Raw genomic sequence first — 20,448 nt, 5'->3', positions numbered from 1 at the left:
AATTAGTGCCTTGCCGACGCACTAAGAACAAGCATCACCGCAGGTCAGCGCGTTCCAGCCCTCAGGAATCTGTGCAAGTGACCCAACTCAGGCAACAAGGGTGTCGACATCCGTAAGCTCGACCACCTGATCTCGCACGCCGTCCTCAACGGCTGACCGGGACCTCGGCCGCCACCTCGGGACGAACGGCGCTTGCGTTCGAACTGGTGTTCGAGTAAAGTGACTGCAGGTCGCCACTCAGGACACCGACTCCCGCTGCTGCGGGGGGCTCGGAGACGGTGGCGCCAGTTGCGAGGGTGACGTGATCGTCCGGTGGTTCCGGGCCTCCAGGAGCAACGACGTGCAGACCGCCGTGGGGCGGTGTCGTCGAAGGCTGTGGGGGAGGTCGATCGGATGTCGCGAGTGCTGGCCGCGTGGGCGGTGATCGAGGCCGAGCTGAAGGCGCTGGCCGAGGTGAACCCGATCTTCATGAGCACCGAGGAGAAGGCCGAGGCGTTGAAGCGCTCGGTGGCCCTGGAGACCCAATTGACGGAGCTGCGGTTGCGGCTGATGGCCTCCTCTGGCGATGTCGCCCAGGTGAGCGGGTGTCGCTCGGTCGCGTCGTGGATGGCCCGCGAGACCCGGGTACGCCGCGGCGACGCGACGGCGGACCTGACGCTCGCGGTCACGCTGGACCGGGACCTGCCCGTGCTCGCGGCAGCGGTACGGGAGGCCCGGGTCAACATCGGCCAGGCCCGGGTGATCGCGACCGCGATCGCCGAGCTGCCCGACCGGGTCGGCAAAGAGGTACGCGACAAGGCCGAAGCGATGCTCGTCCAGCTCGCCGCTGAGCACGATCCTGCGGACCTGGCCAAGCTCGGGCGCCGGATCCTCGAACTCGTCGACCCTCAACGGTTCGAGGACGAAGAACGCCGCAAACTCGCCGAGGCCGAGAAGCACGCCGCTGAGAAACAACGCCTGAAGATGCGGGCCCTGGGCAACGGCCTGACCCGCATCTCCGGCGTCGTGCCCGATGCGGTCGCGGCCCGGTTGTCGACCTACCTGCACGCCTTCACCAACCCCCGGCTGTCCGACGGCGCCGTCCGCCGCACCGCTGATGAAAAGACCCAGGCCGAGAAGCAGGGCACCGGTCTCGTGGTCAACCACCCCCGTCGGTTGGCCGAAGCATTCGGACAACTGCTGGAGACCCTCGACCCGTCCCGGCTGCCGATCCACGGCGGTGACGCGACCAACGTCACCGTCACGATCTCGTTCGCCGACCTGAAGAGCGGCCTCGGGATGGCGACGCTGGACAACGGCACCCCCGGCGACGGATTCGACACGATCACCGCCAGCCAGGCACGACGGCTGGCGTGCAACGCCCGCATCATCCCCGCCGTCCTCGGCACCGACTCCGAAGTCCTCGACCTCGGCCGAGCCTTCCGACTCTTCACCAAGGCCCAACGACGAGCACTACTGCTCCGCGACACCACCTGCCGCGCCGAGGGCTGCACCATCCCCGGCACTTGGACCGAGGCCCACCACCTGATGCCCTGGTCCCACGGAGGCACCACCGATCTCGCCAACGCGGTCTTGCTGTGCTCACGTCACCACCACCGCGCCCACGACGACACCTACGACATGACCCGACTCGCCTCCGGCGACTACCGCTTCCACCGACGGAGGTAGTCCGCGCGATGACGCGACCCGCACTCCCCCTCACCACGACCCCGGCGACGTCCTCGCCAGCTGTCGTCCTGCCCTCAGGACGGGACTCACACGAACTTGCTGACCTGCCCCCACAGCTCGTTCGCCGCCAGCGCCACGAACGCGAGCGCGATGATCGACATGGCCACGTTCGACCAGACCCGGTTGCGCCACTCCGCAGGCACCCGCTCGGAGTTGAGCAGGACGAGCAGGGTGATCGCCAGGAACGGCATGAAGAAGGCGCCGAGGACGCCGTAGGCGAGGATCAGCACGACCGGGCGGCCGAGGAACATCATCACCATCGGCGGGAAGGTGAGCCACAGGATGTAGCCGCGGTAGAAGCGGCCGTGCGCGAGGCCGTCGGGGTGGTTCGGCGCGAGCTTGCGCACCCGGGCGGAGAAGTCGGCGAACATCAGGCTGACGCCGTTCCACACGCCGATCAGCGACGACATGGCGGCGGCCCAGAAGCCGACGAGGAAGATCTTGCCGGCCCACTCGCCGTACCGGTCCTGCAGCACCTCGCTCAGGTCGAGCAGCCCTCGGTCGCCGGTCGACACCGCGATGTTGGCGGAGTAGAGCAGCTCCGCGCCGACGATCAGCGTGGCCAGCACGAAGATGCCGGTCACGGTGTAGGCCACCCGGTTGTCCAGGCGCATCACCTTCATGTGCCGGGGAGTCACCCACCCCTTCTCCCGCAGCCAGTAGCCGTAGGCAGCCAGGGTGATCGTGCCGCCCACACCGCCGGCGAGACTGAGGACGTACACGATGCCCTCGCCCGAGGGGATCGTCGGCACCAGTCCACCGAGCATGTCGGGCAGGTTCGGTACCGTCAGCGCGGCAGCCCCCACCATCGCGACGAACATCAGCCCCACCAGCACGGCGCAGACCTTCTCCACCGCGGAGTAGCGGCCGAACCAGACCAGCGCCAACCCCACCAACCCGCTGAGGATGCCCCACCACGTCACGCTCATGAAGGGGAAGAGCGAGGCCAACGGCAGCCCGGTGCCGGCCATTGCCGCAGCGCCGTAGACGAAGCCCCAGATGACGATGTAGATCCCGAAGTACCAGGTCGCCCACTTCCCCAGTGACTGCCAGCCCTCGAAGATCGTCCGGCCCGTCGACAGCGACCACCGTCCGGCCCCCTCGACGAGCACCACCTTCATCACGCAGCCGACGACGACGCACCACAGCAGCGCGTAGCCATACTTGCTGCCGGCGATCAGCGTCGCGACGAGGTCGACCGCACCCACGCCGGTCGCGGCGACGACCAGTCCCGGCCCGATGATCCGCCACTTCGGCGGCGCCGGGTCGGCCGCGACGTTGGCGCCGGTTTCGCTCATACAGCCGTTCTGCCACACGCGTACGCGTGACAAACGCGTCGGTGTGACGCACGTCCATGTTTGAGGCAACGACCGCAAGCGAATCCTCCCTGCCATGGATGCACTCGCGCGCAGGCTCGGACTGAGGACCAACCCACCCATCTTCTTCTGGTCCGCCGGCCTGATGCTCGTCATCCTCGTCGCTTTGCTGGCCTTCCCCGGTCCGCTCGGCGAGGTGTTCGCCGACGGTCGGGAGTGGGTTGTCACCCAACTCGGGTGGTTCTTCATCCTGGGCGTGACGAGCTGGGTCGTCTTCCTCATCTGGGTCGCGCTGAGTCGCTACGGTGCGCTGCGGCTCGGCAAGGACGACGACCAACCGGCCTACAGCAACCTCTCGTGGTTTGCGATGCTCTTCGCCGGCGGCATCGGCACCGTGCTGATGTTCTGGGGTGTCGCCGAGCCGATGTCCCACTTCGCCACCCCGCCCCTGATCGGGGTCGAGCCCTACTCGGTGGACGCCGCGCGCGACGCCATGAGCATCTCGCTCTACCACCTGAGCATCCACACCTGGGCGATCTTCACGCTGCCCGGCCTGGCCTTCGGCTACTTCGTCTACCGCAAGGACCTGCCGCTGCGCTTCTCCTCGGCCTTCTACCCCCTGCTCAAGGAGCGCATCCACGGGACGCCCGGTCGGGTGATCGACGTCTTCGCCGTGCTCGGCACGATCTTCGGCCTCGCGGTCTCCCTCGGTCTCGGCACCTCCCAGATCAGCGCCGGCCTGAGCTCCCTCACCGGGCTCGCCGACAGCGTCTGGTTGCGCGTCGCCATCATCACGGTCCTGACGGTCGTGGCCACCACGTCGATCGTGGCGGGCCTCGACAAGGGTGTGAAGCGACTCTCCAACCTCAACATCGGCATGGCGGTCGCGCTCATGGTCTTCGTGCTCTTCGCCGGCGAGACCGTCTTCCTGCTGCGCCAGATCCTCGAAAGCCTCGGCTTCTACCTGCAGGACGTCGTGCGACTCTCCCTGTGGAACGACGCCATGGCCGAGTTCTCCAAGGAGGGCGGCTGGGGCTGGCAGGGCGGCTGGACCGTCTTCTACTGGGCGTGGACGGTGACCTGGGCCCCCTTCATGGGCATCTTCCTGGCCCGCATCTCGCGTGGTCGTACCATCCGTGAGTTCGTCGGCGGCGTGCTGCTCGCCCCCTCGGCCTTCACGCTCGTCTGGTTCGTCATCTTCGGCTGGTCGGCGATGGAGATCGACGGCATCGGCGGCAGTGGCGGCGAGCTCTCCGAGGCCGTCGCCGACAGCGTGCCGCTGGCGATGTTCGCCTTCTTCGACAACTTCCCCGCCGCCACCTTCGTGTCCGGCGTCGCGATCGTCGTGGTCGCCCTCTTCTTCGCCACCTCCGCCGACTCGGCCTCGCTCGTGGTCGACATGCTCTGCTCCGGCGACAGCGAGGGCGGGCCGATCCGCCAGCGTGCCTTCTGGGGCATCTCGCTGGGCGCGGTGGCCGCCGCCCTGATCGTCCTCGGTGGCGACGAGGCACTCACGACCCTGCAGCAGGTGATCACCGTGATGGGTCTGCCGGTCTTCGTGCTGGTCTTCGCGATGGTGCCGATGCTCGTCATGGCGCTGCGCCAGGAGCACTTCGTCGTACGCCGCGGGCTGGTGCCCGCGGGCGAGAGCGCGATCGTGCCCCGCGACGAGGTCACCTCCACCCCGAAGGTCAAGGACCCAGCTGTCGTGGACCTAGCTGTCGTGGACCCAACTGTCGAGGACCCGGCGTCCTCGGCCGCCGCGGGTGTGGAGCAGGCCGGCTGAAGAGGGGTCGTCAGCTGACGGCGACCGGCTTGGCGAAGGTCAGGCCGTCCTGGGTCAGCACCGCCTGCTCACCACTCGTGTCGGACTCGAGGATGACCGAGAAGTCGTCACCGGACCCGGAGTACTCCTCCATCCGCACGCTGGATGGCTTCGCGATCTCGACGGTCTTGCTCGTGTCCTCGTCGAAGAGGTCGGTCTGCAGGGCGAGGGTGTCTATCTCGCCCGAGATCGAGGGGAAGGAACCGTGGGTCGTGCGCCACGTCCCCACCTGGGACTCCAGCTCGACCGCAAGGTCCTGCAGCTCCTGGTCGGTCGCCGACCCGACGGGCACGAAGAGGTGGATCTGCCCCGCCTCCCACGTCATGGTCAGCCCCTCGTCGGTGGCCAGCGCATATTCCTCGAGCTTGCCGTCGGCCCACGTCAGCTCGTAGTCGTCGGCGAGGGTGATGCCCTCGGGCCGGATCATCCCCGACCCGAAGTCCGACTCGCTGTCACGGAAGCTGTAGGTGCCCCCACCGAAACCGTCGCCGGTCTGCTCCTGGGCCAAGGCCTCGAATAGCAAAATCTCGCTGTGCAGCTGTGCCTGGTCGGCGGTCAGGTCGGCCAGCGCCACCGTCTCACCGACGGGGTCTCCCGCGGGGGTCTCGGACGCGTCGTCCGCCGGCGACTCGGAGGGCGACTCCGAGGGGGTGCCCGACGGCGACCCCGTCGACTCGACCGGACCGATCGGCCCCCACTCGTCGGCGGAGGGCTTCTCGGTGCCGCACCCGACCAGCGCAAGGCTCAGGCAGGCCGCAGCTGCGGACGTACGCCACACGCGGGCGCTCACACCTCGCTCCCCTCGTCGAGAAAGGGCGTGCTCGGCGTCTCGTACCCGTACATCCACGCTGCTCCTGTCCACATCTCCACCTGACCCGGCCGGTTCGGCGACGGACACATCCCCGGCGGGAGGACCGCGGGGTCCGGCGGCGCCAGGACGTTGCCCTTGGCGTCGAGGTACCACAGCCCTCGCAGGTCCCATGGTGCCGCCGCCAGGCCCGATCCCGCAGGGAATCGGCGTTCAGGGTCACGACCCCAGGTGCCGGCGCGCCACTTCACCAGCCGGTAGCCGGCCGCCACCTCGAGCCGCTCGCGGCGCTGCATGACGACCACCCGGGCCACGATCCACCCGAAGATGCCCAGCAACCCTGCGAGCGCAGCGGGCAGGATCCCCCGTGGACAGCATGGATCGACCCATGGTTTTCCCCCCGAATGCGCTGACGACGGCGCTGAGCCCAGGGCCGCGCGCCGTCGTCAGCGGGAGGTGTCCAGCATCAGGCCGCTGCGGGCACCTCGGCAGCGTCCTCGCGCCAGACCTGGCCGCCGCGACCGGCGTCGTACGCCTTCTGGTCGAGGATGCCCTCGCGCTTCGCGACGAGCGTCGGCACGAGCGTCTGGCCGGCCACGTTGGTGGCGGTGCGACCCATGTCGAGGATCGGGTCGATGGCGAGCAGCAGACCCACACCCTCCAGCGGCAGGCCCAGCGTCGACAGGGTCAGCGTCAGCATGACCGTCGCGCCCGTGACACCCGCCGTGGCGGCCGAACCGATGACCGCGACGAAGGCGATCAGCAGGTAGTCGGTGACCCCCAGGTCGATGCCGAAGAACTGCGCCACGAAGATCGCCGAGATCGCCGGGTAGATGGAGGCGCAGCCGTCCATCTTCGTGGTCGCGCCGAGCGGCACCGCGAAGGAGGCGTACGCCCGCGGCACGCCCAGGTTGCGCTCGGTGACCGCCTGGGTCACCGGCATCGTGCCGATCGAGGAGCGCGACACGAAACCGAGCTGGATCGCCGGCCAGGCGCCGGAGAACCACTGCTTCACCGAGAGGCCGTTGACCTTGAGCAGCGTCGGGTAGACCACGAACAGCACGAGGGCCAGGCCCACGTAGATCGCGACGGTGAAGGTGCCGAGCGAGCCGAGCGCCTCCCAGCCGTAGGTCGCGACCGCGCGACCGAGCAGGCCGACCGTGGCGATCGGGGCCAGCAGGATCACCCACCACAACACCTTCTGCACGACCGCCAGGGCGGAGCGCACGAAGACCAGGAACGGCTCGGCGGCCTCCCCCACCTTGAGCGCGGCGATGCCGACGGCGATCGAGACGACGAGGATCTGCAGCACGTTGAAGCTCAGGCCGATCGAGCCGTCAGCACCTGCGCTGGCCTGCAGGCCCAGCATGTTGACCGGCACCAGGCCGGTGAGGAAGTCGAGCCACGACCCGGTGCGGCTGGGGGCGGCGGCCGCGTCGGCGGAGACCGAGGTGTTCTCCCCCGGCTCCATGACCAGGCCCAGCGCGATGCCGATGACGACGGCGACCAGGGCGGTGCCGGCGAACCACAGCAGCGTCTTGCCCGCCAACCGGGCGGCGCCGGTGACCTCACGCAGGTTGGCGATCGAGGCGACGATCGCGAGGAAGACGAGCGGCGGCACGATGGCGCGCAGCAGGGTGACGAAGGTGGTGCCGACGATCGTCAGGGTCTCGGTGAGCCAGTTGGGCACGGCCACGCCGTCGGCGTCGACGCCGGCCGGACCCATCTCGCGGGCCACCAGGCCCAGGACGACGCCGAGGACCAGGCCGATGAGCACCTGCACGCCGAAGGACGGGAGGCGCCGGCGGCGTACGGGCTGGTCGGGCGTCCGCTCGGACGTGGCCGACTGCACGGAAGAACTCATGAAGGGATTGCCTTTCGAGGAGAGCAGCCGCAGGTCAGGCCGGAAGCGCACGCCGGCGGCCGAGGAGGAGTCAGTCCTGAAGTGTCTTCAGTCCTGAGGTCTTGAGGGGACGCTTCGTCATCGACAGCGGGTGCTGTGCGTACGTCCGAGGTCGACGACGAGGCGGCGCGTCAGCAGCTCGCCCTCGGTCGCACGGAAGTCCGTCACGGCAGCCACAACATCACGACCGCGCGGAACATTCCACTCGTGCCCCACCTCGTGCTCCACCCGTGGTGTGGACCGGTTGTGGACCAGGTCAGGGCCGTGTGGCAAACCGTGACCCAACGAGGAGGCGCAGGGGGTTCTCGTGTGGACCGGACGTGGATCTCGGCTCCATAGATTTCTTCTCATCAGCCGGGCACCACCGCCTCGGCCAGGAACACCTCACCTCAGGAGAACCCCATGAACGCCGCCACCACCGCCCCGAAGACCACCCGCTCCAAGAAGGTCCTCGTCCCCCTCGCCACCCTCCTCGCCGCCGGCGCCATCGCGGTCGGCTCGGGTGCCTCCTTCACCTCGACCACGGGCAACACGATCAGCGCCGTCACCTCCGGCACGCTGACGCAGGCCAACTCCAAGGACGGCCAGGCGGTCTTCAACCTCGCCAACATCAAGCCCGGCGACGTCGTCAACGGCTCCCTGACCATCACCAACACCGGTTCGCTGCCCGCCAACTTCACCCTCACCGAGAAGAGCTCGGTCAACGGCTTCTCCGCCGACAACCTGAAGCTGACGATCACCAACACGACGACGAACACCGAGGTTTTCAAGGGCACCTTCGGGGCCCTCGAGGACAACAAGGCGAACACGCTCGGCACGTTCGCTGCCGGCGACGTCAACACGTACACCTTCTCGGTCTCCCTCGCCCAGGGCGCCACCAACGCCGACCAGGGCAAGACCGCCTCGGCCGTCTACACCTGGGACGCCGTGCAGCTGGACGGCACCACCACCAACCAGTGATCCCCCTGCTCACCTGAGCAGCTCTGCACCACCACCTGAGGAGTTCCCGTGTCGCGTCTGTCCTCCGTCATCCGCCGCATCGTCGGGGTGAGCACCACCCTGCTGCTGCTGGCGGTGACGGTGGGCAGCGCGGCGTACGTCGTCGCCGGCTTCCTGGGCTACGAGCGCTACGTCATCACGGGCGGCTCCATGTCCGGCACCTTCGAGAAGGGCTCCGTCGCCTTCGAGAAGCATGTGCCGGTGGCCGACCTCCAGGTCGGCGACGTCATCACCTACCTGCCGCCGCCGGACAGCGGCCTGCAGACCCTCGTCACCCACCGCATCACGAAGATCGAGACCAGCTCCACCGGAGCGCCGCTCTTCACCACCCAGGGTGACGCCAACCCCGACCCCGACCCGTGGGCCTTCTCCCTGGTCGCCGACACCCAGCCGGTCGTCACCACCACCGTCCCCCATGTGGGTCACCTCTTCATCGCGCTCGCCGACCCCCGCAACCGCGTCATCGCGATCGGTGTGCCGGCGGCCGTGATCGCCCTGCTCGCCCTCCGCGACCTCGTGCAGGCCGTCCGCCCGGCGTCACGCGCCCCCCAGACCCAGCGCCCCCTCCCTCCCCCCGTCGGCGGGCGCTGGCCGGACCGTCCGCAGACGGTCTGAGGCCCGGACCCCGGGTGCGCCGCGTAGCAAAACGTGGAGCACCTGGGGTCTTGGTGTGGGACAACGCTGGACCAGCGCTCACTAGCGTCGGAGACAGCGAAAAAGACCGCAGCACCACCCGCCACGACCGGCCCGAGAGGAGGAACGATGACCACCACCGCACGCAACGTCTCGGTGCTCGCCGTCGCCCTCCTCCTGGCGGTGCTCGCCGTGCACGGTCCACGCTCGTCGTCGGCGATCTTCACCTCCTCCAGCCAGGCCGTCAGCAGCGTCACCGCAGCCGCCGACTGGACCCCGCCGACCGTCACCGTGACCGACCCCGGCCCCTCGGTCTCCGGCACCGTCACCGTGAGGACCACCCCCACCGACGCCGACTCCGGCATCGCCCGGGTCGTCGTCGAGGGCCGCCCCACGGGTGCGAGCGCCTGGCAGCAGGTCTGCACCGTGACCGCCGCCCCGTGGACGTGCAGCCTGGACACCGCCGGCCTCACCGACGGCGAGTACGCCCTGCGCGCCCGCGCCGTCGACAAGGCCGGCAACGAGGCGACCTCGGCCGTGGTGCGGACGACCGTGGCCAACCGCGCGTCCATCGTCCTCACCGCGCCGTCGAGCACGGTGCGCGGCACCGTCGCCCTGGCCGCCGACGTACGCGAGGTCGGAGCGCTGCCCCACACCGTCCGCATCGAGCGCGCGCCCGTCGGCGGCGCCTTCACGACGCTCTGCGACTCCCTGTCCAGCCCGTACGCCTGCAGCTGGGACACCACGACCGTCACCCCCGGCGCCCACCAGCTGCGCGCGGTCGTGCTCGACGCTGCCGGTCGCGCCGTCGCCACCTCAGCGACCGTCACCGTGACCACCGACAACGTGGCTCCCAGCGTCGCGCTCACCGACCCGAGCAGCCCGCTCAAGGGCGTACGCCCCTTTGCCGTCACCGCCAGCGACGCCCACTCCGGCGTGGCTCGCGTCGTGGTGCAGGGCACCCCCGTCGGCGCCGCCGCCTGGCGCGACCTCTGCACCGCCACGCAGTCACCCTGGGGTTGCAGCGTCGACACCACCGCGCTCGCCGACGGCCAGTGGTCCTTCCGAGCCATGGCCACCGACCTCGCCGGCAACAGCACCACCTCCGCCGTCGTCGGCCCCCGCCTCATCGAGAACGTCGCGCCGACCGTCACGGTCGACGTGCGCACCGGCAGCCTGTCCGGCACCGTGCCCGTGAGCGCCACCGCGACCTCCGGGGTGGGCATCACCTCGGTGAGGCTGCAGGTCGCCCCCGCCGGCAGCTCGACCTGGACCGACCTGTGCACCAGGACCGCAGCCCCGTGGTCCTGCGTCTGGAACACCACGCGGGTAGCCAACGGTCAGTGGAGCCTGCGCGCCGTCATGGTCGACGGACTCGGGCGCACCACGACCTCGACAGTCGTCACCCGCAGCGTCGCCGTCACGTTCCTCGGGGCGGACGTCCAGTCGGCCAATGGCGGTGACACCGTCGGAAGGTCCGAGACCGGCGACTCCTTCACCTACACGTTCAGCCACGAGGTCAACCCCGCCAGCATCCTGGCCGGCTGGAACGGTCAGCCGCGCGCCGTGATCGCCCGCGTGCGCGACACCGGCTCCAGCTACTTCTCCGGCAGCGACGAGGACGTCTTCGACGTGGTCACCACCAACGAGGCCCCCATCAACCTGGGCGTCGTCAACCTCAAGGAGGACTACATCCTCGCCGGCCGCAGCGCCCAGTTCGACTCCACGATGACGGCCACCACCGTGGCCGGGCCCGACGGCACCCCGCGCACGGTCGTCACCATCTCCTTCGGGTCGCTGCGGGCGTGGCACCTCACCGCACCGAAGACCGTCTCGAGCTCGAGCACCATGGTCTGGACCCCGTCCGCCCTGGTCACCGACACGGTCGGCCGCCCCCTCTCCACCGCGCCCGTCCTCGAGACCGGCCCCCTCGACCGGGAGTTCTGATGACCCACGCCCGCCGGCTCTCCCGGCTCACCTCCGTGGCCACGGCCGTGATCGCCGCCCTCCTGCTCCAGCGCGCCCTGGTCGCCGACGCGACCAGCTCGCTCCTGGTGGTGGCCGCCACCCTCGTCGCCGCCACGGTCTCCGCGGTGCTCCTGTGGTTCCGCAGCTCCTTCGAGGCCCACCTGGTGGCCACCCTGGTGGCGGGCGTGACCGGCCTCGGCACCCTGCTCAGCCTCACGTTGGGCATCCCCGGGTCCGGACGCTCGAGCTTGACCGTCTCCCACGCCGCCCTGCTCGTCCTGCCGCTCGTCGTGTGGACGCTCCAGACCACGGAGCACCGGCAGCGCTCGAGGCTCCGGCGGGCCGCGCGCACGTATGCTCCATGAGCATGGCCTCCCAGGTGCTGGTCGTCGAGGACGACGACAAGATCGCTGCCCCGCTCGTACGCACGTTGGAGCGTGAGGGATACGAGGTCCGACGCCTCGCCGAGGGCACGCCCGCGTTGGCCGCGCTGGCCGAGACCCGGGTCGACCTGCTGCTGCTGGACCTGGGTCTGCCAGACGTCGACGGACTCGACGTGTGCCGCCGCGCCCGCGAGCAGGGCTACCTGGGCGGGATCATCATCCTCACCGCGCGCGACGGGGAGCTCGACCGCGTCGTCGGCCTCGACGTGGGTGCTGACGACTACCTGGCGAAGCCGTTCGGGCTGGCGGAGCTGCTGGCCCGCGCCCGGGCGTTGCTGCGCCGCAGCGGGGGCGCCGCCTCCGAGACGGCTGCCGCACCGGCACCCTCGCAGTCCGCGGACGCCCCGGCGACCGACGGCCTGCGGGTCGACGTCCAGGCGCGCCGGATCTGGGTCGGCGACACCGAGCTGGCGGCGACCACGAAGGAGTTCGACGTGCTGGCCATGCTCGACGCCAGCCGTGGCGCCGTGGTCAGTCGCGAGCAGCTGATCAGCGGCGTGTGGGACGAGAACTGGTACGGCTCCACCAAGATGCTCGACACCACGATGGGGCGGGTGCGCCAGAAGCTCGAGGAGGCCGACGCCCCCGTCCGGATCACCACCGTGCGCGGGGTCGGCTTCCGCCTGGAGGACGCACCGGATGCGTGAGCGACTCGTCGCCGCGCTAGTGGGGCTGACGGTCGCGATGATCGCGATGTACGCCGTGCCGCGCGCCTACCTGTTGGCCGACCAGGTCGAGCGCGACGAGGAGGTCAAGGTCTCCCGCAACGCCACGATGTTGGCCGCCCTGCTCGTCGAGCGCGAGGAGGCCGGCAACGTCATCGACGAGGAGTACCTGACGCGTTTCCAGCTGGAGCGGGGCTCGATCGACTACGTGAGCCCCACCGGTGAGCAGGTGCGCGTCGGTGAGCCGGGCGAGGCCGGCACCGTGCTGGTCGAGGAGCGTGAGCTCGGCAACGGCGGCTCGCTGAGGCTCACCCGCTCGGACCAGGTGATCCGCGACCGGGTCTCCGAGGCGCTGATCCCGCTGGTCTCGGTCGGTCTGGGGTTGATCGTGTTCTCCGCGATCGTCGGCTACCTCCTGGCCCGTCGTCTCTCCCGCCCGTTCGACGAGCTGGCCGCTGCCGCCGAGCAGCTGGCGGCCGCCGACTTCGACCTCGAGCTGCGGGAGTACGCGGTGCCCGAGGCGGAGGCGATCGGCAGTGCCCTCCGTCTGGCCTCCACGCAGCTCGACGAGCTGCTGCGCCGCGAGCGGGAGTTCGCCGCCAACGCGTCGCACCAGCTGCGTACGCCCATAACGGCGCTGCGGCTCACCCTCGAGGACCTGTCGATGTGGCCGGAGACGCCGCCGGCGGTCGCCGACGAGCTCACCGCCAACATCGGTGAGCTCGACCGGCTCAGCGAGGCCATCACCGACCTGCTCGAGCTCTCCCGCGGCCGCCGGTTGGCCGAGGCCGTGGAGCTCGACCTGCGCGACCTGGTCGGGCGAGCGCTGGGACGCTGGGCCCCGCAGCTGGAGGAGCACGACCGTCCGCTCGTGCAGGACACCCCGGAGCCCCTGGTCGTCCACGTGGCGCCGGGCCCGGTGCTGCAGGTGCTCGACGTGCTGATCGAGAACGCGTGCTCGCACGGGCAGGGGCGAGTCACGGTGGGCGCGCACCGCCTCGACGCCTTCGTGCACCTCACCGTCTCCGACGAGGGCACCACCACCGTCAGCAACGAGGTCTTCAACCGGGGCACCCAGGGTGCCGACAGCACGGGCCACGGCCTCGGGCTCACCATCGCCGCGCAACTGGCGGCCTCCCTCGGTGGCCGGTTGAGCGTCGCGGACACCGACACCACGACCTTCGTGCTGGCGTTGCCGGACCGGAGCCAGCCCTCCTGACCCGGCCTAGCCCTGGTCGATCCACTGCTCCTCGAGCAGGACGCACTCCGTCCCCTCGACGACGCCCTCGGGGTCGGCGACCTCCACCTGGCAGCGGACCATCCGCTCGTCTTGGTCGTCGCCTGACGTCGACACGACGGGGGCCACCACGTGACGGTCGTCCTCCCACTGCCACATGCGGGTCTTGAAGGCCCACCCCTCGGGGGCGCTCATCCGTTCCCCGTCCCCGTAGCCGACCTCAACCAGGAGGTCCGCCACCTCGGTGACATCGCCGCCCGTGGTGCCGGCCGGCGTCCACAGGTGCAGGGTGCCGGTCGGGTCAAACAGGAAGTCGTCGTGCTCCGGCAGGGCGTAGAGCGTCGAGAGCTGGCCACCGCCCTCGAGCCGGGAGAGCTGGGTCTCCCCGGTGTCCTCGTCGCGCGTCACGATGCCGAACCCCGTCACTGACAGCACCTCCAGCCCCGGGGCAGTGACGGAGAGGTCCAGCGGTTCCTCCGCGCCGGGCCACCACAGCAGGTCCCGCCCGCCGCGGCGGAGGAGGACCTGCGCCTCGTCGGTGACCCCGATGACGTTGGTGAACTCCTCGGAGCTGCCACTGCGCAAGGTCACCGGTGTCGGCTTCAACCGCGTACCGGAGCTCGTGGTGAGGACGGTGAGCACGTCGTCGCCACCGCGATCACTGACATACGCGATGTGGCGCCCGAGGGGCGAGAGGCGGGGCGCGCCATCGCCGGTGTCCAACTCGTGCACGGTCGATCCGCGACCCCACGCGAAGGCACCGAACTCGCGCCAGGCCAGCCACACGTCAGCGCCTGAGCGGACGGACCACCACCGACCGGGCACCTGCTCGCCGTCGACGAAAAGGGCGCCGTCGACGACGTGGGGGGTCTTGGCGGGGGCCGTCGAAACCCCGGCGACCTCGGGCCCGGCAGGCGCGGGGTCAAGGTCGTTGCCGGTCTGGGAGAGCAGGGCCGGGGCGCCCACCGCCAGGAGGACGACGGCGGCCGCAGCGGCGAGCCAGATCGGGCCCCCGCGACGCGTACGCTCCCCCGCAGCCGGCGTTGCTGGTGCAGCGGGGGCCGGCGGGACGTCGAGGGTGTCGGCGACGTGGTGGAGCTCGCGGGTCAGGACCCGCTCAAGGTCACGCTCGCTCTGGGGGGTCATGTCACTTCTCCTTGCCCTGCGTCATGTCGCTGCTCGTGTCACTGCTCGCGACGTTCTCGGGTCCGCCGACTGCGGCCCTGAGTGCGCGCAGGGCGTGGTGCGCGGTGGACTTCACCGTGCCGGTCGAACAGCCGAGGGTCGCGGCGATCTCCCGCTCGGAGAGGTCTTCGTAGTAGCGGAGCACGACGACTGCGCGTTGCCGTGGCGGCAGGTCGCGCACGTGGGGCCACAGGGCCATCCGCTCGTCAGGGTCCTGGTGGGACGGCTGCGCGCGGTCGGGCGGCGAGTCGGTGAGGAGTTCGAGTCGGCGTCGCTTGGGTCTCCGGTCGGAGACGAACGTGTTGGTCAGGGTGCGCCGCAGGTAGGCGGTGGGTGAGTCGGCACGGCGGACCTTCGACCAGGCCCCGTACGCCTTCAGCAAGGCCTGCTGAGCGAGGTCCTCGGCGTCGGCGTGGTGGCCGGTCAGGAGGTAGGCGTAGCGGTAGAGCGCAGGCCACTGCTCACGGGCGAAGCCCTCGTACGTGGGCAACTCCGGTTCTGCGGTCACGGTGACCATCAGACACCACCTCCTCTGCCCCACTGACGCCCGCAGACGCCGGTCTGGTTGTGTCGCGGTGAACCTCGGTCCTCGACCCAGCAGTGACTACCCGGATTTGGGCAACCTGCCGCGGCGGTGTCTCAGCCGGTTAGAAGGGGGCCGCCCCGGGGATACGTTCCGATCAGCGGGCCAAAGGCCCGGACCAGGCACCCGGACCAGGGCCACGGCGAAAGGCGAGCGCGTGTTGCGAGCACCGGTGGCAGGCGTGCTGGTGGGAGCCGCGCTGGTGGTCCTGTCCCAGCCGCTCTCCGTCGCCGGCGCGATCCGTCACCTGCCGGGCGGCGAGTGTGTCGACGCCACGGTGCGGACCGTGGACGAGCGGGTGGAGCACCTGTCCGACGTCCTGCGTGCCGTCGAGCAGGGGGCCGATCCCCGGGCGCTGCCCGCGGTCCCGTCGGCCGCGCGCATGGCGGCCTGCTCGGCGCAGACCCTGACCGGATGACCCACGCCAAGAGGCCCGGAACCATGTGGTTCCGGGCCTCTCAGGGGTGACTCTCAGTCAGCTCGTCATCAGCTGTCAAGTCTCATCCGATTGTCACTCCGGTTCTCGCGAGAGCGCGAATCACGGCGGTTCGTCAGACGAGGCGCTGGCTGAACGCGTCGTTGAACCCTTCGTCCAGTTTGACCAGTGCTCGCTTCGCGGTCGGGGTGAGTCGGATGGCGTCGCCTTGCTTGAGGATGGCGTAGGCGACTGCGACGTGGCCGGGCGTCTTGATCCCCTCTCGTCGGCCCCAGTCTTGGAGCGACTTGGCGATGGGCTGACCGTCGGCGAGATCTTGGGCGGCAACCTTCTTATCGGACGGCAGCATCGGGTTGACCACGTCGACGTACTGCTGACGCTGAATCAAGTCTTCGGAGGCAAGGCCCTTGGGGAGGTGGAAGACGCGCTCCTCGCGGACGCCCGCGGAGATGAGGGCCTTGCGGTGCTTGTCGCCGCCTGCGTCGCCGTCGGTCAAGTAGACGACCTTGGCTGCGATCTCCTCCATGTGCATGCCGTACGCGTGAGCGTTCGAGAGACCGGGGGCGATCTGGTAGTCGAGGTCCGTCTTTCCCGTGGCCCTACGGATGAGGGTCGGCAGGAGCACCATGTCGGCAGCGCCTTCGGAAAGGACGGCGCGGCGGCAGACCGAGAACGCTGCCGCTGAAGCACCCATGGCGTAGAGCAGGGGCGCGAACCCTGGTTCCTCGTTCGTCCAGAAGTCAGCCTTGAGCCTACTGGAGTCGTGGTGCTGCTGGTCCTTGGAGAGCAGTCGAATGCTGGTGCCGAGGTCGGTGGGCAGGCATCCCGGGGAGTGGGTGGTGTAGAAGACCTGGGTTGCGTTGACGTTCTTGAGGAGCACCCCGACGAGGTCGGCTTGTGCGTCGTAGTGGAGGTGGGTTTCTGCTTCGTCGATGAGCAGGATCGGTGGCACTGCCAGGTGTTGCGCGGCCAGGAATGCGGACAGAGCGATGAACGTTCGGAGCCCGTCGCTGCGCTCTTCGATGTCGGTGACCGAGCCCTTACGTCCGAGTTCCTTGAGCCGTACTTCGAGCCGTCGGGCGTCGACCTTGATGCGCACGGCGACCTTCGCCTGGTTCCAGGCTTGGCTGTAGAACTCTTGGAGGTTCTCGTTGGCGGTCTCGATATAACTCTCCTGGCTACTGCCGTCGCCGTTCTCGATGAAGTCCCACAAGGTGTGGACCTTGATGTCGGCGACCTCGAGGAGGTTGGCTAGGGCGGGCTGGAGGTTGTTCCGCGCGACTTCCTCGGCGAGGGGGTGGACAGTAGAGAGTTCTCGGTCTGCCTCGTTGAAGAGGATGAACTTGGGGACCCGCCTGCGGATTCGCTTTCGTCCCGTGTCGCGCGGGTGGTCGGTAGACGCGATGTCCATGACTGTGCGGAGTTGGTCGGCGGTCTTGGCGTCGCGGGGGCGGCGGCCGCGACCGGTCGGTGGGATTCCTTCGAGCCACTCCACGAGGTGCTTGATGGCGTCGGTCGTGTCCGAGGTCCAGGCGTCGTCGGGTGCTGCCAGCGCGGCATCCGCGATGGCGCACCAGTCGCTGGCTGTTCCTTCGTCCTCGTCGTCTGGGTCGAGCAGAGTGGTGAACTGATCGTCGAGACGCTTGCGTGTGGATGCCAGCCGGGCTCGGGCAGCCTCGAAAGGTTGTGGGTTTCTCTCGGGCCAGGGCGTGAAGCCGAAGGCTGGTGTCCCGTCCTTTCGTCGTTCAAGAACGAAGTGGGTGGGCATCTCGTGGAAGTCGAGGTCAGACAGGAGGGCGAGGTCGTCTGGTTCGAGTTCGTACTTTGCCCACACGACGGGGTCGTCGTCATCGACCGGGTGACTGCGGTTCATGTGCCCCACGGGCAGTGGCGTGGGGTCGTCGGCGGTCAGCCAGACCAGCGCGTCCAGCAGGCTGGATTTGCCTGCTTCGTTGAGTCCGACGAAGGCGATGATGTCACCGTCGACGTTGCAGCCGGTGTCGGCCAGGCGCTTATAGCCCTCGAAGTCAATGCGGATACAACGCATGGGTGGGTCCTTTGGCCGGGCGAGCGCGTCAGAGGTTGAGGCCGTGGGCTTCGGCGAGGATGTCCGCCGCCCACGCGAAGCCGTGCTCACGCAACTTGGGGATGAACACGTGGATGGGCGGAATGTTGCTTCGGTAGGGCTCGGAGCATGGCCCGTCCCAGAGGCCCCCGCCCGGACCGTTGTAAAGCCCGCCGCCCGGCGACGTTGAGAGACCCCCGCCGCTGTAGGTGGAGAGACCACCTCCGGAGTAGACGGACAGTCCTCCCCCGGAGTACACGGAGAGTCCTCCCCCGGAGTACACGGACAGCCCTCCCCCGGAGTAGACGGACAGCCCTCCGCCCGCATAAGGCGAGGCTCCGCCGCCGCTGCCGGTGTAGAGGCCGCCCCCCGGGCCTGTGTAGAGGCCGCCGCCAGGCCCTGTATAGCGGTCGCGTGGCCAGGTGTTGCGCGTCATTCTCGGCTCACTTCTTGTCGCGCGGCGGGAACGGGTCGTTCCCGGGCGCGATCGTGTCGGAGTCGCGGACCTTGCCGTCGCGACCGTGGATGCGGACTTCGCCCCCGCCGGCGTTGCTGACGATCTCGCGGGCCCGGTCTTGGGCCTGCTTCTGGGTGTCGGTGTGAGCGCTGGCGCGCTTGGCACCGGGGGCCTTCACGTCCCAGCCGCCGTTCGGGTTCGGCACGACGTGCCGTCTGTTCTGATTCGACATCTCTTCCTCGTGCTCGCTTGACGAGCCGAGGCTGGGTGGCAGCCCCTATTGACTGCCTGTGCGGTACCCGACTTATGCTCACTGGTGCCGGAATCCAACTGGCAACCAGGTCGCAGACCTCGGCTCAGAGGGCCCCTCCGCTGCAACGAAGGGGCTCTCTCCGAGCAGTCAGAATTGTCTCACCTGGGACCGACAGTTTCGAGTGACGCGTGTAGTGGTTGGCGTGTAAGTACGCATGCTCGGCGTGGCCTCGTTGGCGCCCAAGCGGTGCCGAACTCAGACTTCGGTGCAGGGCTCGGGGTACGCCGGGTGTCCATGCAGGACGAACGAGGTGCCGTCGCTCTCGAATACCGTCACCGACGGATCCGCGATCCCCTGGTCGTTCATGACGGACACGACGGCCAAGCAGATGGATCGGGCCTGCTGGGCCTCTGGACTGCCGTCGGCACCGCGAGGGTCGACGACGCTCGTGTGGACCTCGGCTCGCCTCGGCTCGGTCACATCGATGGACTCAATCTCTGAGTGCCAGGTCGCGCCCGGCTCGATCTTCGCGACGCGCTTCGCGATCTTGCGCCCCGGGTTCGCCTTGGTCTTCGCGCCAGCAGTCGCCTCCTGAGACGGAGCCGGAGTGGCTACAGGGGCGACCTCCTCCGCGGGGTCAGCGCCGGAGGCACACCCACTCAAGACGAGGAGGGACAGAGCAGCGGCGGCAAAAGGGGTCTTCAACATGACCTCGAACATGCGTAGATGGGCCGCACGGCGCTTTCGCCTCGCGCGAAGCCAGCCTGCCTCTTCACGCGGGCGCGTCGCCTAGACTGGTTGTGTCCGTTCTTCTCGACTGGAACCCAGCCCTGGAGGCCGGCGAGCGCGATGCTCACCGGACGGGTACGAACGGGCCGAGACGCAGCGAAGCCGAGGTGATGCTCCCGGTAGAGCCCGGGTTGGAGCGTCGTTCTCCCAGTCAGGAGTCCGTCAAGGAATCCGGCTGGGAGAACATGCTGCTCAGGGCCCCAGCGGCGAACGCTCGGGCGCGCGCCGCAGCCAGGCTCCTGTCGGCTCCAGGCGTTAGCGTGGCCCTACACCGTGACGACGCGCTGGAGGGACCGTGGAGCAGGACGAGATTGTCCACCGGGACGCTGATCTGTCTTGGAGTGCGCCGGTCGGCTGGAGTGAGCCGCTCACCAAGGCCCTGACCTGGCTCGACGAGAACGCGCCTGGCTGTCGGGTACGCCAAGTGAAGCAGGACATGGGGCACCTTGATGTCGTCTTCGAGCACCCTGACGAAGGTTCGTCCCACGCCGAGCGCGCTCACGAGACGGTGCGTCGGATCATTGATCGCGCCGCGGGGTTGTGCACGGTTTGCGGTCAGCCCGGCTCACCGGCGCAGGACCAGCGGCGGTTCTGGCTCGACGTGCGATGTCACAAGCACTCGTTGGGCGACGTGGAGCCGACCCCAGTCCGGTTCACGACACCCTAGGCAACCGCACTGCGAGGTGCTTGGCCAGTCGAGAGCCCGGAGGCGCTGTCGGTTCACGTGCGCGTGTCGAGAGCCACGTGGTCCGCTGCCTCGTGACGTGCATCGCCCGGGTTCTGTCGGTGGCCGAAGCCACACTTGCTCGCATGGACAACCTGCCTTCTCGCTCGGCTGACGAACCGCTGAACCCTGATCAGTCGGCGATGCTGGCTGACGCGTTCGATCTGGTGGCGTTCGACCTGGTGTCTGTGACCAACGGGGTCCTCACGCGGGTTCACGCACGCGAGGCGTGCGCTGCCCGTGGAGGGAACTGTTGGGTCCATGACCCGACCCTCGACTGGCCGCTCGCTGGGCGGCCCACCGTCTGGTCTGCCGATCGCCGCATGGCCTACCGTCTGTCCTGAGTTGGGTCACTTGCACAGATTCCTGAGGGCTGGAACGCGCTGACCTGCGGTGATGCTTGTTCTTAGTGCGTCGGCAAGGCACTAATT

General features: G+C 69.2%; 21 protein-coding genes. 11 read left to right on the top strand and 10 right to left on the bottom strand.

All coding sequences use genetic code 11. From position 1 onward, the window contains the following. Nucleotides 1-360 precede the first annotated feature (360 nt). Complete coding sequence (locus IEQ44_RS15285) at nucleotides 361-1,668, top strand: HNH endonuclease signature motif containing protein (protein ID WP_193639344.1); 1,308 nt, start codon at nucleotides 361-363, stop codon at nucleotides 1,666-1,668. 86 nt (nucleotides 1,669-1,754) lie between these two features. Here the strand turns inward: IEQ44_RS15285 and IEQ44_RS15280 are convergent, their stop codons facing one another. Next, nucleotides 1,755-3,026, bottom strand: a complete 1,272-nt coding sequence (locus IEQ44_RS15280) for an Nramp family divalent metal transporter (protein WP_193639343.1) — start codon at nucleotides 3,024-3,026, stop codon at nucleotides 1,755-1,757. Between the two features lie 94 nt (nucleotides 3,027-3,120). Here IEQ44_RS15280 and IEQ44_RS15275 point away from each other — a divergent pair, with 94 nt between their 5' ends. Beyond that, entirely contained in the window at nucleotides 3,121-4,830 is a 1,710-nt protein-coding gene (locus IEQ44_RS15275) for a BCCT family transporter (RefSeq protein WP_193639342.1), read from the top strand. A gap of 10 nt (nucleotides 4,831-4,840) precedes the next feature. Here IEQ44_RS15275 and IEQ44_RS15270 read toward each other — a convergent pair whose 3' ends face one another. The 3 genes from IEQ44_RS15270 to IEQ44_RS15260 all read right to left on the bottom strand — a co-directional run bounded on the left by IEQ44_RS15270 (nucleotide 4,841) and on the right by IEQ44_RS15260 (nucleotide 7,541). Continuing rightward, nucleotides 4,841-5,659: a hypothetical protein gene (locus IEQ44_RS15270; RefSeq protein ID WP_193639341.1), complete on the bottom strand. Its 819-nt coding sequence runs from the start codon at nucleotides 5,657-5,659 to the stop codon at nucleotides 4,841-4,843. Then, nucleotides 5,656-6,015 carry a hypothetical protein gene (locus IEQ44_RS15265; RefSeq protein ID WP_193639340.1) on the bottom strand — a complete coding sequence of 120 codons (360 nt, stop codon included), beginning with the start codon at nucleotides 6,013-6,015 and terminating at the stop codon, nucleotides 5,656-5,658. Before IEQ44_RS15265 ends, IEQ44_RS15270 begins: the two co-directional genes overlap by 4 nt. Before the next feature lie 128 nt (nucleotides 6,016-6,143). After that, nucleotides 6,144-7,541: a dicarboxylate/amino acid:cation symporter gene (locus tag IEQ44_RS15260; protein WP_193639339.1), complete on the bottom strand. Its 1,398-nt coding sequence runs from the start codon at nucleotides 7,539-7,541 to the stop codon at nucleotides 6,144-6,146. Between the two features lie 441 nt (nucleotides 7,542-7,982). Here IEQ44_RS15260 and IEQ44_RS15255 point away from each other — a divergent pair, with 441 nt between their 5' ends. The 6 genes from IEQ44_RS15255 (at nucleotide 7,983) to IEQ44_RS15230 (ending at nucleotide 13,507) form a co-directional block, all read left to right on the top strand. Next, the gene (locus IEQ44_RS15255; protein WP_193639338.1) at nucleotides 7,983-8,540 is read left to right on the top strand and encodes a TasA family protein; all 558 of its coding nucleotides are present in this window, start codon (nucleotides 7,983-7,985) and stop codon (nucleotides 8,538-8,540) included. A 48-nt stretch (nucleotides 8,541-8,588) separates the two neighbouring features. Next, nucleotides 8,589-9,194: a signal peptidase I gene (locus IEQ44_RS15250; protein WP_319804710.1), complete on the top strand. Its 606-nt coding sequence runs from the start codon at nucleotides 8,589-8,591 to the stop codon at nucleotides 9,192-9,194. Between the two features lie 147 nt (nucleotides 9,195-9,341). After that, on the top strand, nucleotides 9,342-11,159 hold the full coding sequence (locus IEQ44_RS15245) for an Ig-like domain-containing protein (protein ID WP_193639337.1): 1,818 nt from the start codon (nucleotides 9,342-9,344) through the stop codon (nucleotides 11,157-11,159). Continuing rightward, nucleotides 11,159-11,545 carry a hypothetical protein gene (locus IEQ44_RS15240; protein ID WP_193639336.1) on the top strand — a complete coding sequence of 129 codons (387 nt, stop codon included), beginning with the start codon at nucleotides 11,159-11,161 and terminating at the stop codon, nucleotides 11,543-11,545. The genes IEQ44_RS15245 and IEQ44_RS15240 overlap by 1 nt, the downstream gene beginning before the upstream one ends. Continuing rightward, nucleotides 11,542-12,270 carry a response regulator transcription factor gene (locus tag IEQ44_RS15235; RefSeq protein WP_227487583.1) on the top strand — a complete coding sequence of 243 codons (729 nt, stop codon included), beginning with the start codon at nucleotides 11,542-11,544 and terminating at the stop codon, nucleotides 12,268-12,270. Before IEQ44_RS15240 ends, IEQ44_RS15235 begins: the two co-directional genes overlap by 4 nt. Beyond that, nucleotides 12,263-13,507: a sensor histidine kinase gene (locus IEQ44_RS15230; protein ID WP_193639334.1), complete on the top strand. Its 1,245-nt coding sequence runs from the start codon at nucleotides 12,263-12,265 to the stop codon at nucleotides 13,505-13,507. Before IEQ44_RS15235 ends, IEQ44_RS15230 begins: the two co-directional genes overlap by 8 nt. Before the next feature lie 6 nt (nucleotides 13,508-13,513). Here the strand turns inward: IEQ44_RS15230 and IEQ44_RS15225 are convergent, their stop codons facing one another. Beyond that, nucleotides 13,514-14,671: a TolB-like translocation protein gene (locus IEQ44_RS15225; protein ID WP_193639333.1), complete on the bottom strand. Its 1,158-nt coding sequence runs from the start codon at nucleotides 14,669-14,671 to the stop codon at nucleotides 13,514-13,516. A gap of 1 nt (nucleotide 14,672) precedes the next feature. Then, nucleotides 14,673-15,227 carry a SigE family RNA polymerase sigma factor gene (locus IEQ44_RS15220; protein ID WP_193639332.1) on the bottom strand — a complete coding sequence of 185 codons (555 nt, stop codon included), beginning with the start codon at nucleotides 15,225-15,227 and terminating at the stop codon, nucleotides 14,673-14,675. Nucleotides 15,228-15,450: 223 nt separating this feature from the next. Here IEQ44_RS15220 and IEQ44_RS15215 point away from each other — a divergent pair, with 223 nt between their 5' ends. Next, on the top strand, nucleotides 15,451-15,711 hold the full coding sequence (locus IEQ44_RS15215) for a hypothetical protein (protein WP_193639331.1): 261 nt from the start codon (nucleotides 15,451-15,453) through the stop codon (nucleotides 15,709-15,711). Between the two features lie 133 nt (nucleotides 15,712-15,844). Here the strand turns inward: IEQ44_RS15215 and IEQ44_RS15210 are convergent, their stop codons facing one another. The 4 genes from IEQ44_RS15210 to IEQ44_RS15195 all read right to left on the bottom strand — a co-directional run bounded on the left by IEQ44_RS15210 (nucleotide 15,845) and on the right by IEQ44_RS15195 (nucleotide 19,212). Further along, entirely contained in the window at nucleotides 15,845-17,776 is a 1,932-nt protein-coding gene (locus IEQ44_RS15210; protein WP_193639330.1) for an AAA family ATPase, read from the bottom strand. Nucleotides 17,777-17,804: 28 nt separating this feature from the next. Then, nucleotides 17,805-18,077 (bottom strand): hypothetical protein, encoded by a 273-nt coding sequence (locus IEQ44_RS17085; RefSeq protein WP_227487582.1) that lies wholly within the window; start codon nucleotides 18,075-18,077, stop codon nucleotides 17,805-17,807. Between the two features lie 160 nt (nucleotides 18,078-18,237). Next, nucleotides 18,238-18,483, bottom strand: coding sequence for a DUF2188 domain-containing protein (locus IEQ44_RS15200; RefSeq protein WP_193639328.1), 246 nt, complete (start codon nucleotides 18,481-18,483; stop codon nucleotides 18,238-18,240). 276 nt (nucleotides 18,484-18,759) lie between these two features. Beyond that, entirely contained in the window at nucleotides 18,760-19,212 is a 453-nt protein-coding gene (locus tag IEQ44_RS15195) for a hypothetical protein (protein WP_193639327.1), read from the bottom strand. A gap of 517 nt (nucleotides 19,213-19,729) precedes the next feature. On the opposite strand from IEQ44_RS15195, the gene IEQ44_RS15190 reads away from it, so the two are divergent. Both IEQ44_RS15190 and IEQ44_RS15185 read left to right on the top strand, forming a co-directional pair. Continuing rightward, entirely contained in the window at nucleotides 19,730-19,960 is a 231-nt protein-coding gene (locus IEQ44_RS15190) for a hypothetical protein (RefSeq protein WP_193639326.1), read from the top strand. A 143-nt stretch (nucleotides 19,961-20,103) separates the two neighbouring features. After that, complete coding sequence (locus IEQ44_RS15185) at nucleotides 20,104-20,361, top strand: hypothetical protein (protein WP_193639325.1); 258 nt, start codon at nucleotides 20,104-20,106, stop codon at nucleotides 20,359-20,361. The last annotated feature ends 87 nt before the right edge of the window (nucleotides 20,362-20,448 follow it).

It is taken from the genome of Nocardioides malaquae (assembly GCF_015070385.1).
In the GTDB taxonomy this organism is placed as follows: domain Bacteria; phylum Actinomycetota; class Actinomycetes; order Propionibacteriales; family Nocardioidaceae; genus Nocardioides; species Nocardioides malaquae.
Note: the sequence above shows the minus strand (reverse complement) of the source record. Positions and strands in the feature narration are given on the sequence as shown.

What these genes read in the sequence shown, in the direction of transcription:
- IEQ44_RS15280 (WP_193639343.1), bottom strand. Translation starts at nt 3,026, where the DNA reads ATGAGCGAAACCGGCGCCAACGTCGCGGCCGACCCGGCGCCGCCGAAG.
- IEQ44_RS15275 (WP_193639342.1), top strand. Translation starts at nt 3,121, where the DNA reads ATGGATGCACTCGCGCGCAGGCTCGGACTGAGGACCAACCCACCCATC.
- IEQ44_RS15260 (WP_193639339.1), bottom strand. Translation starts at nt 7,541, where the DNA reads ATGAGTTCTTCCGTGCAGTCGGCCACGTCCGAGCGGACGCCCGACCAG.
- IEQ44_RS15255 (WP_193639338.1), top strand. Translation starts at nt 7,983, where the DNA reads ATGAACGCCGCCACCACCGCCCCGAAGACCACCCGCTCCAAGAAGGTC.
- IEQ44_RS15245 (WP_193639337.1), top strand. Translation starts at nt 9,342, where the DNA reads ATGACCACCACCGCACGCAACGTCTCGGTGCTCGCCGTCGCCCTCCTC.
- IEQ44_RS15240 (WP_193639336.1), top strand. Translation starts at nt 11,159, where the DNA reads ATGACCCACGCCCGCCGGCTCTCCCGGCTCACCTCCGTGGCCACGGCC.
- IEQ44_RS15235 (WP_227487583.1), top strand. Translation starts at nt 11,542, where the DNA reads ATGAGCATGGCCTCCCAGGTGCTGGTCGTCGAGGACGACGACAAGATC.
- IEQ44_RS15230 (WP_193639334.1), top strand. Translation starts at nt 12,263, where the DNA reads ATGCGTGAGCGACTCGTCGCCGCGCTAGTGGGGCTGACGGTCGCGATG.
- IEQ44_RS15225 (WP_193639333.1), bottom strand. Translation starts at nt 14,671, where the DNA reads ATGACCCCCCAGAGCGAGCGTGACCTTGAGCGGGTCCTGACCCGCGAG.
- IEQ44_RS15220 (WP_193639332.1), bottom strand. Translation starts at nt 15,227, where the DNA reads ATGGTCACCGTGACCGCAGAACCGGAGTTGCCCACGTACGAGGGCTTC.
- IEQ44_RS15210 (WP_193639330.1), bottom strand. Translation starts at nt 17,776, where the DNA reads ATGCGTTGTATCCGCATTGACTTCGAGGGCTATAAGCGCCTGGCCGAC.
- IEQ44_RS15200 (WP_193639328.1), bottom strand. Translation starts at nt 18,483, where the DNA reads ATGTCGAATCAGAACAGACGGCACGTCGTGCCGAACCCGAACGGCGGC.
- IEQ44_RS15195 (WP_193639327.1), bottom strand. Translation starts at nt 19,212, where the DNA reads ATGTTGAAGACCCCTTTTGCCGCCGCTGCTCTGTCCCTCCTCGTCTTG.
- IEQ44_RS15190 (WP_193639326.1), top strand. Translation starts at nt 19,730, where the DNA reads ATGGGGCACCTTGATGTCGTCTTCGAGCACCCTGACGAAGGTTCGTCC.
- IEQ44_RS15185 (WP_193639325.1), top strand. Translation starts at nt 20,104, where the DNA reads ATGGACAACCTGCCTTCTCGCTCGGCTGACGAACCGCTGAACCCTGAT.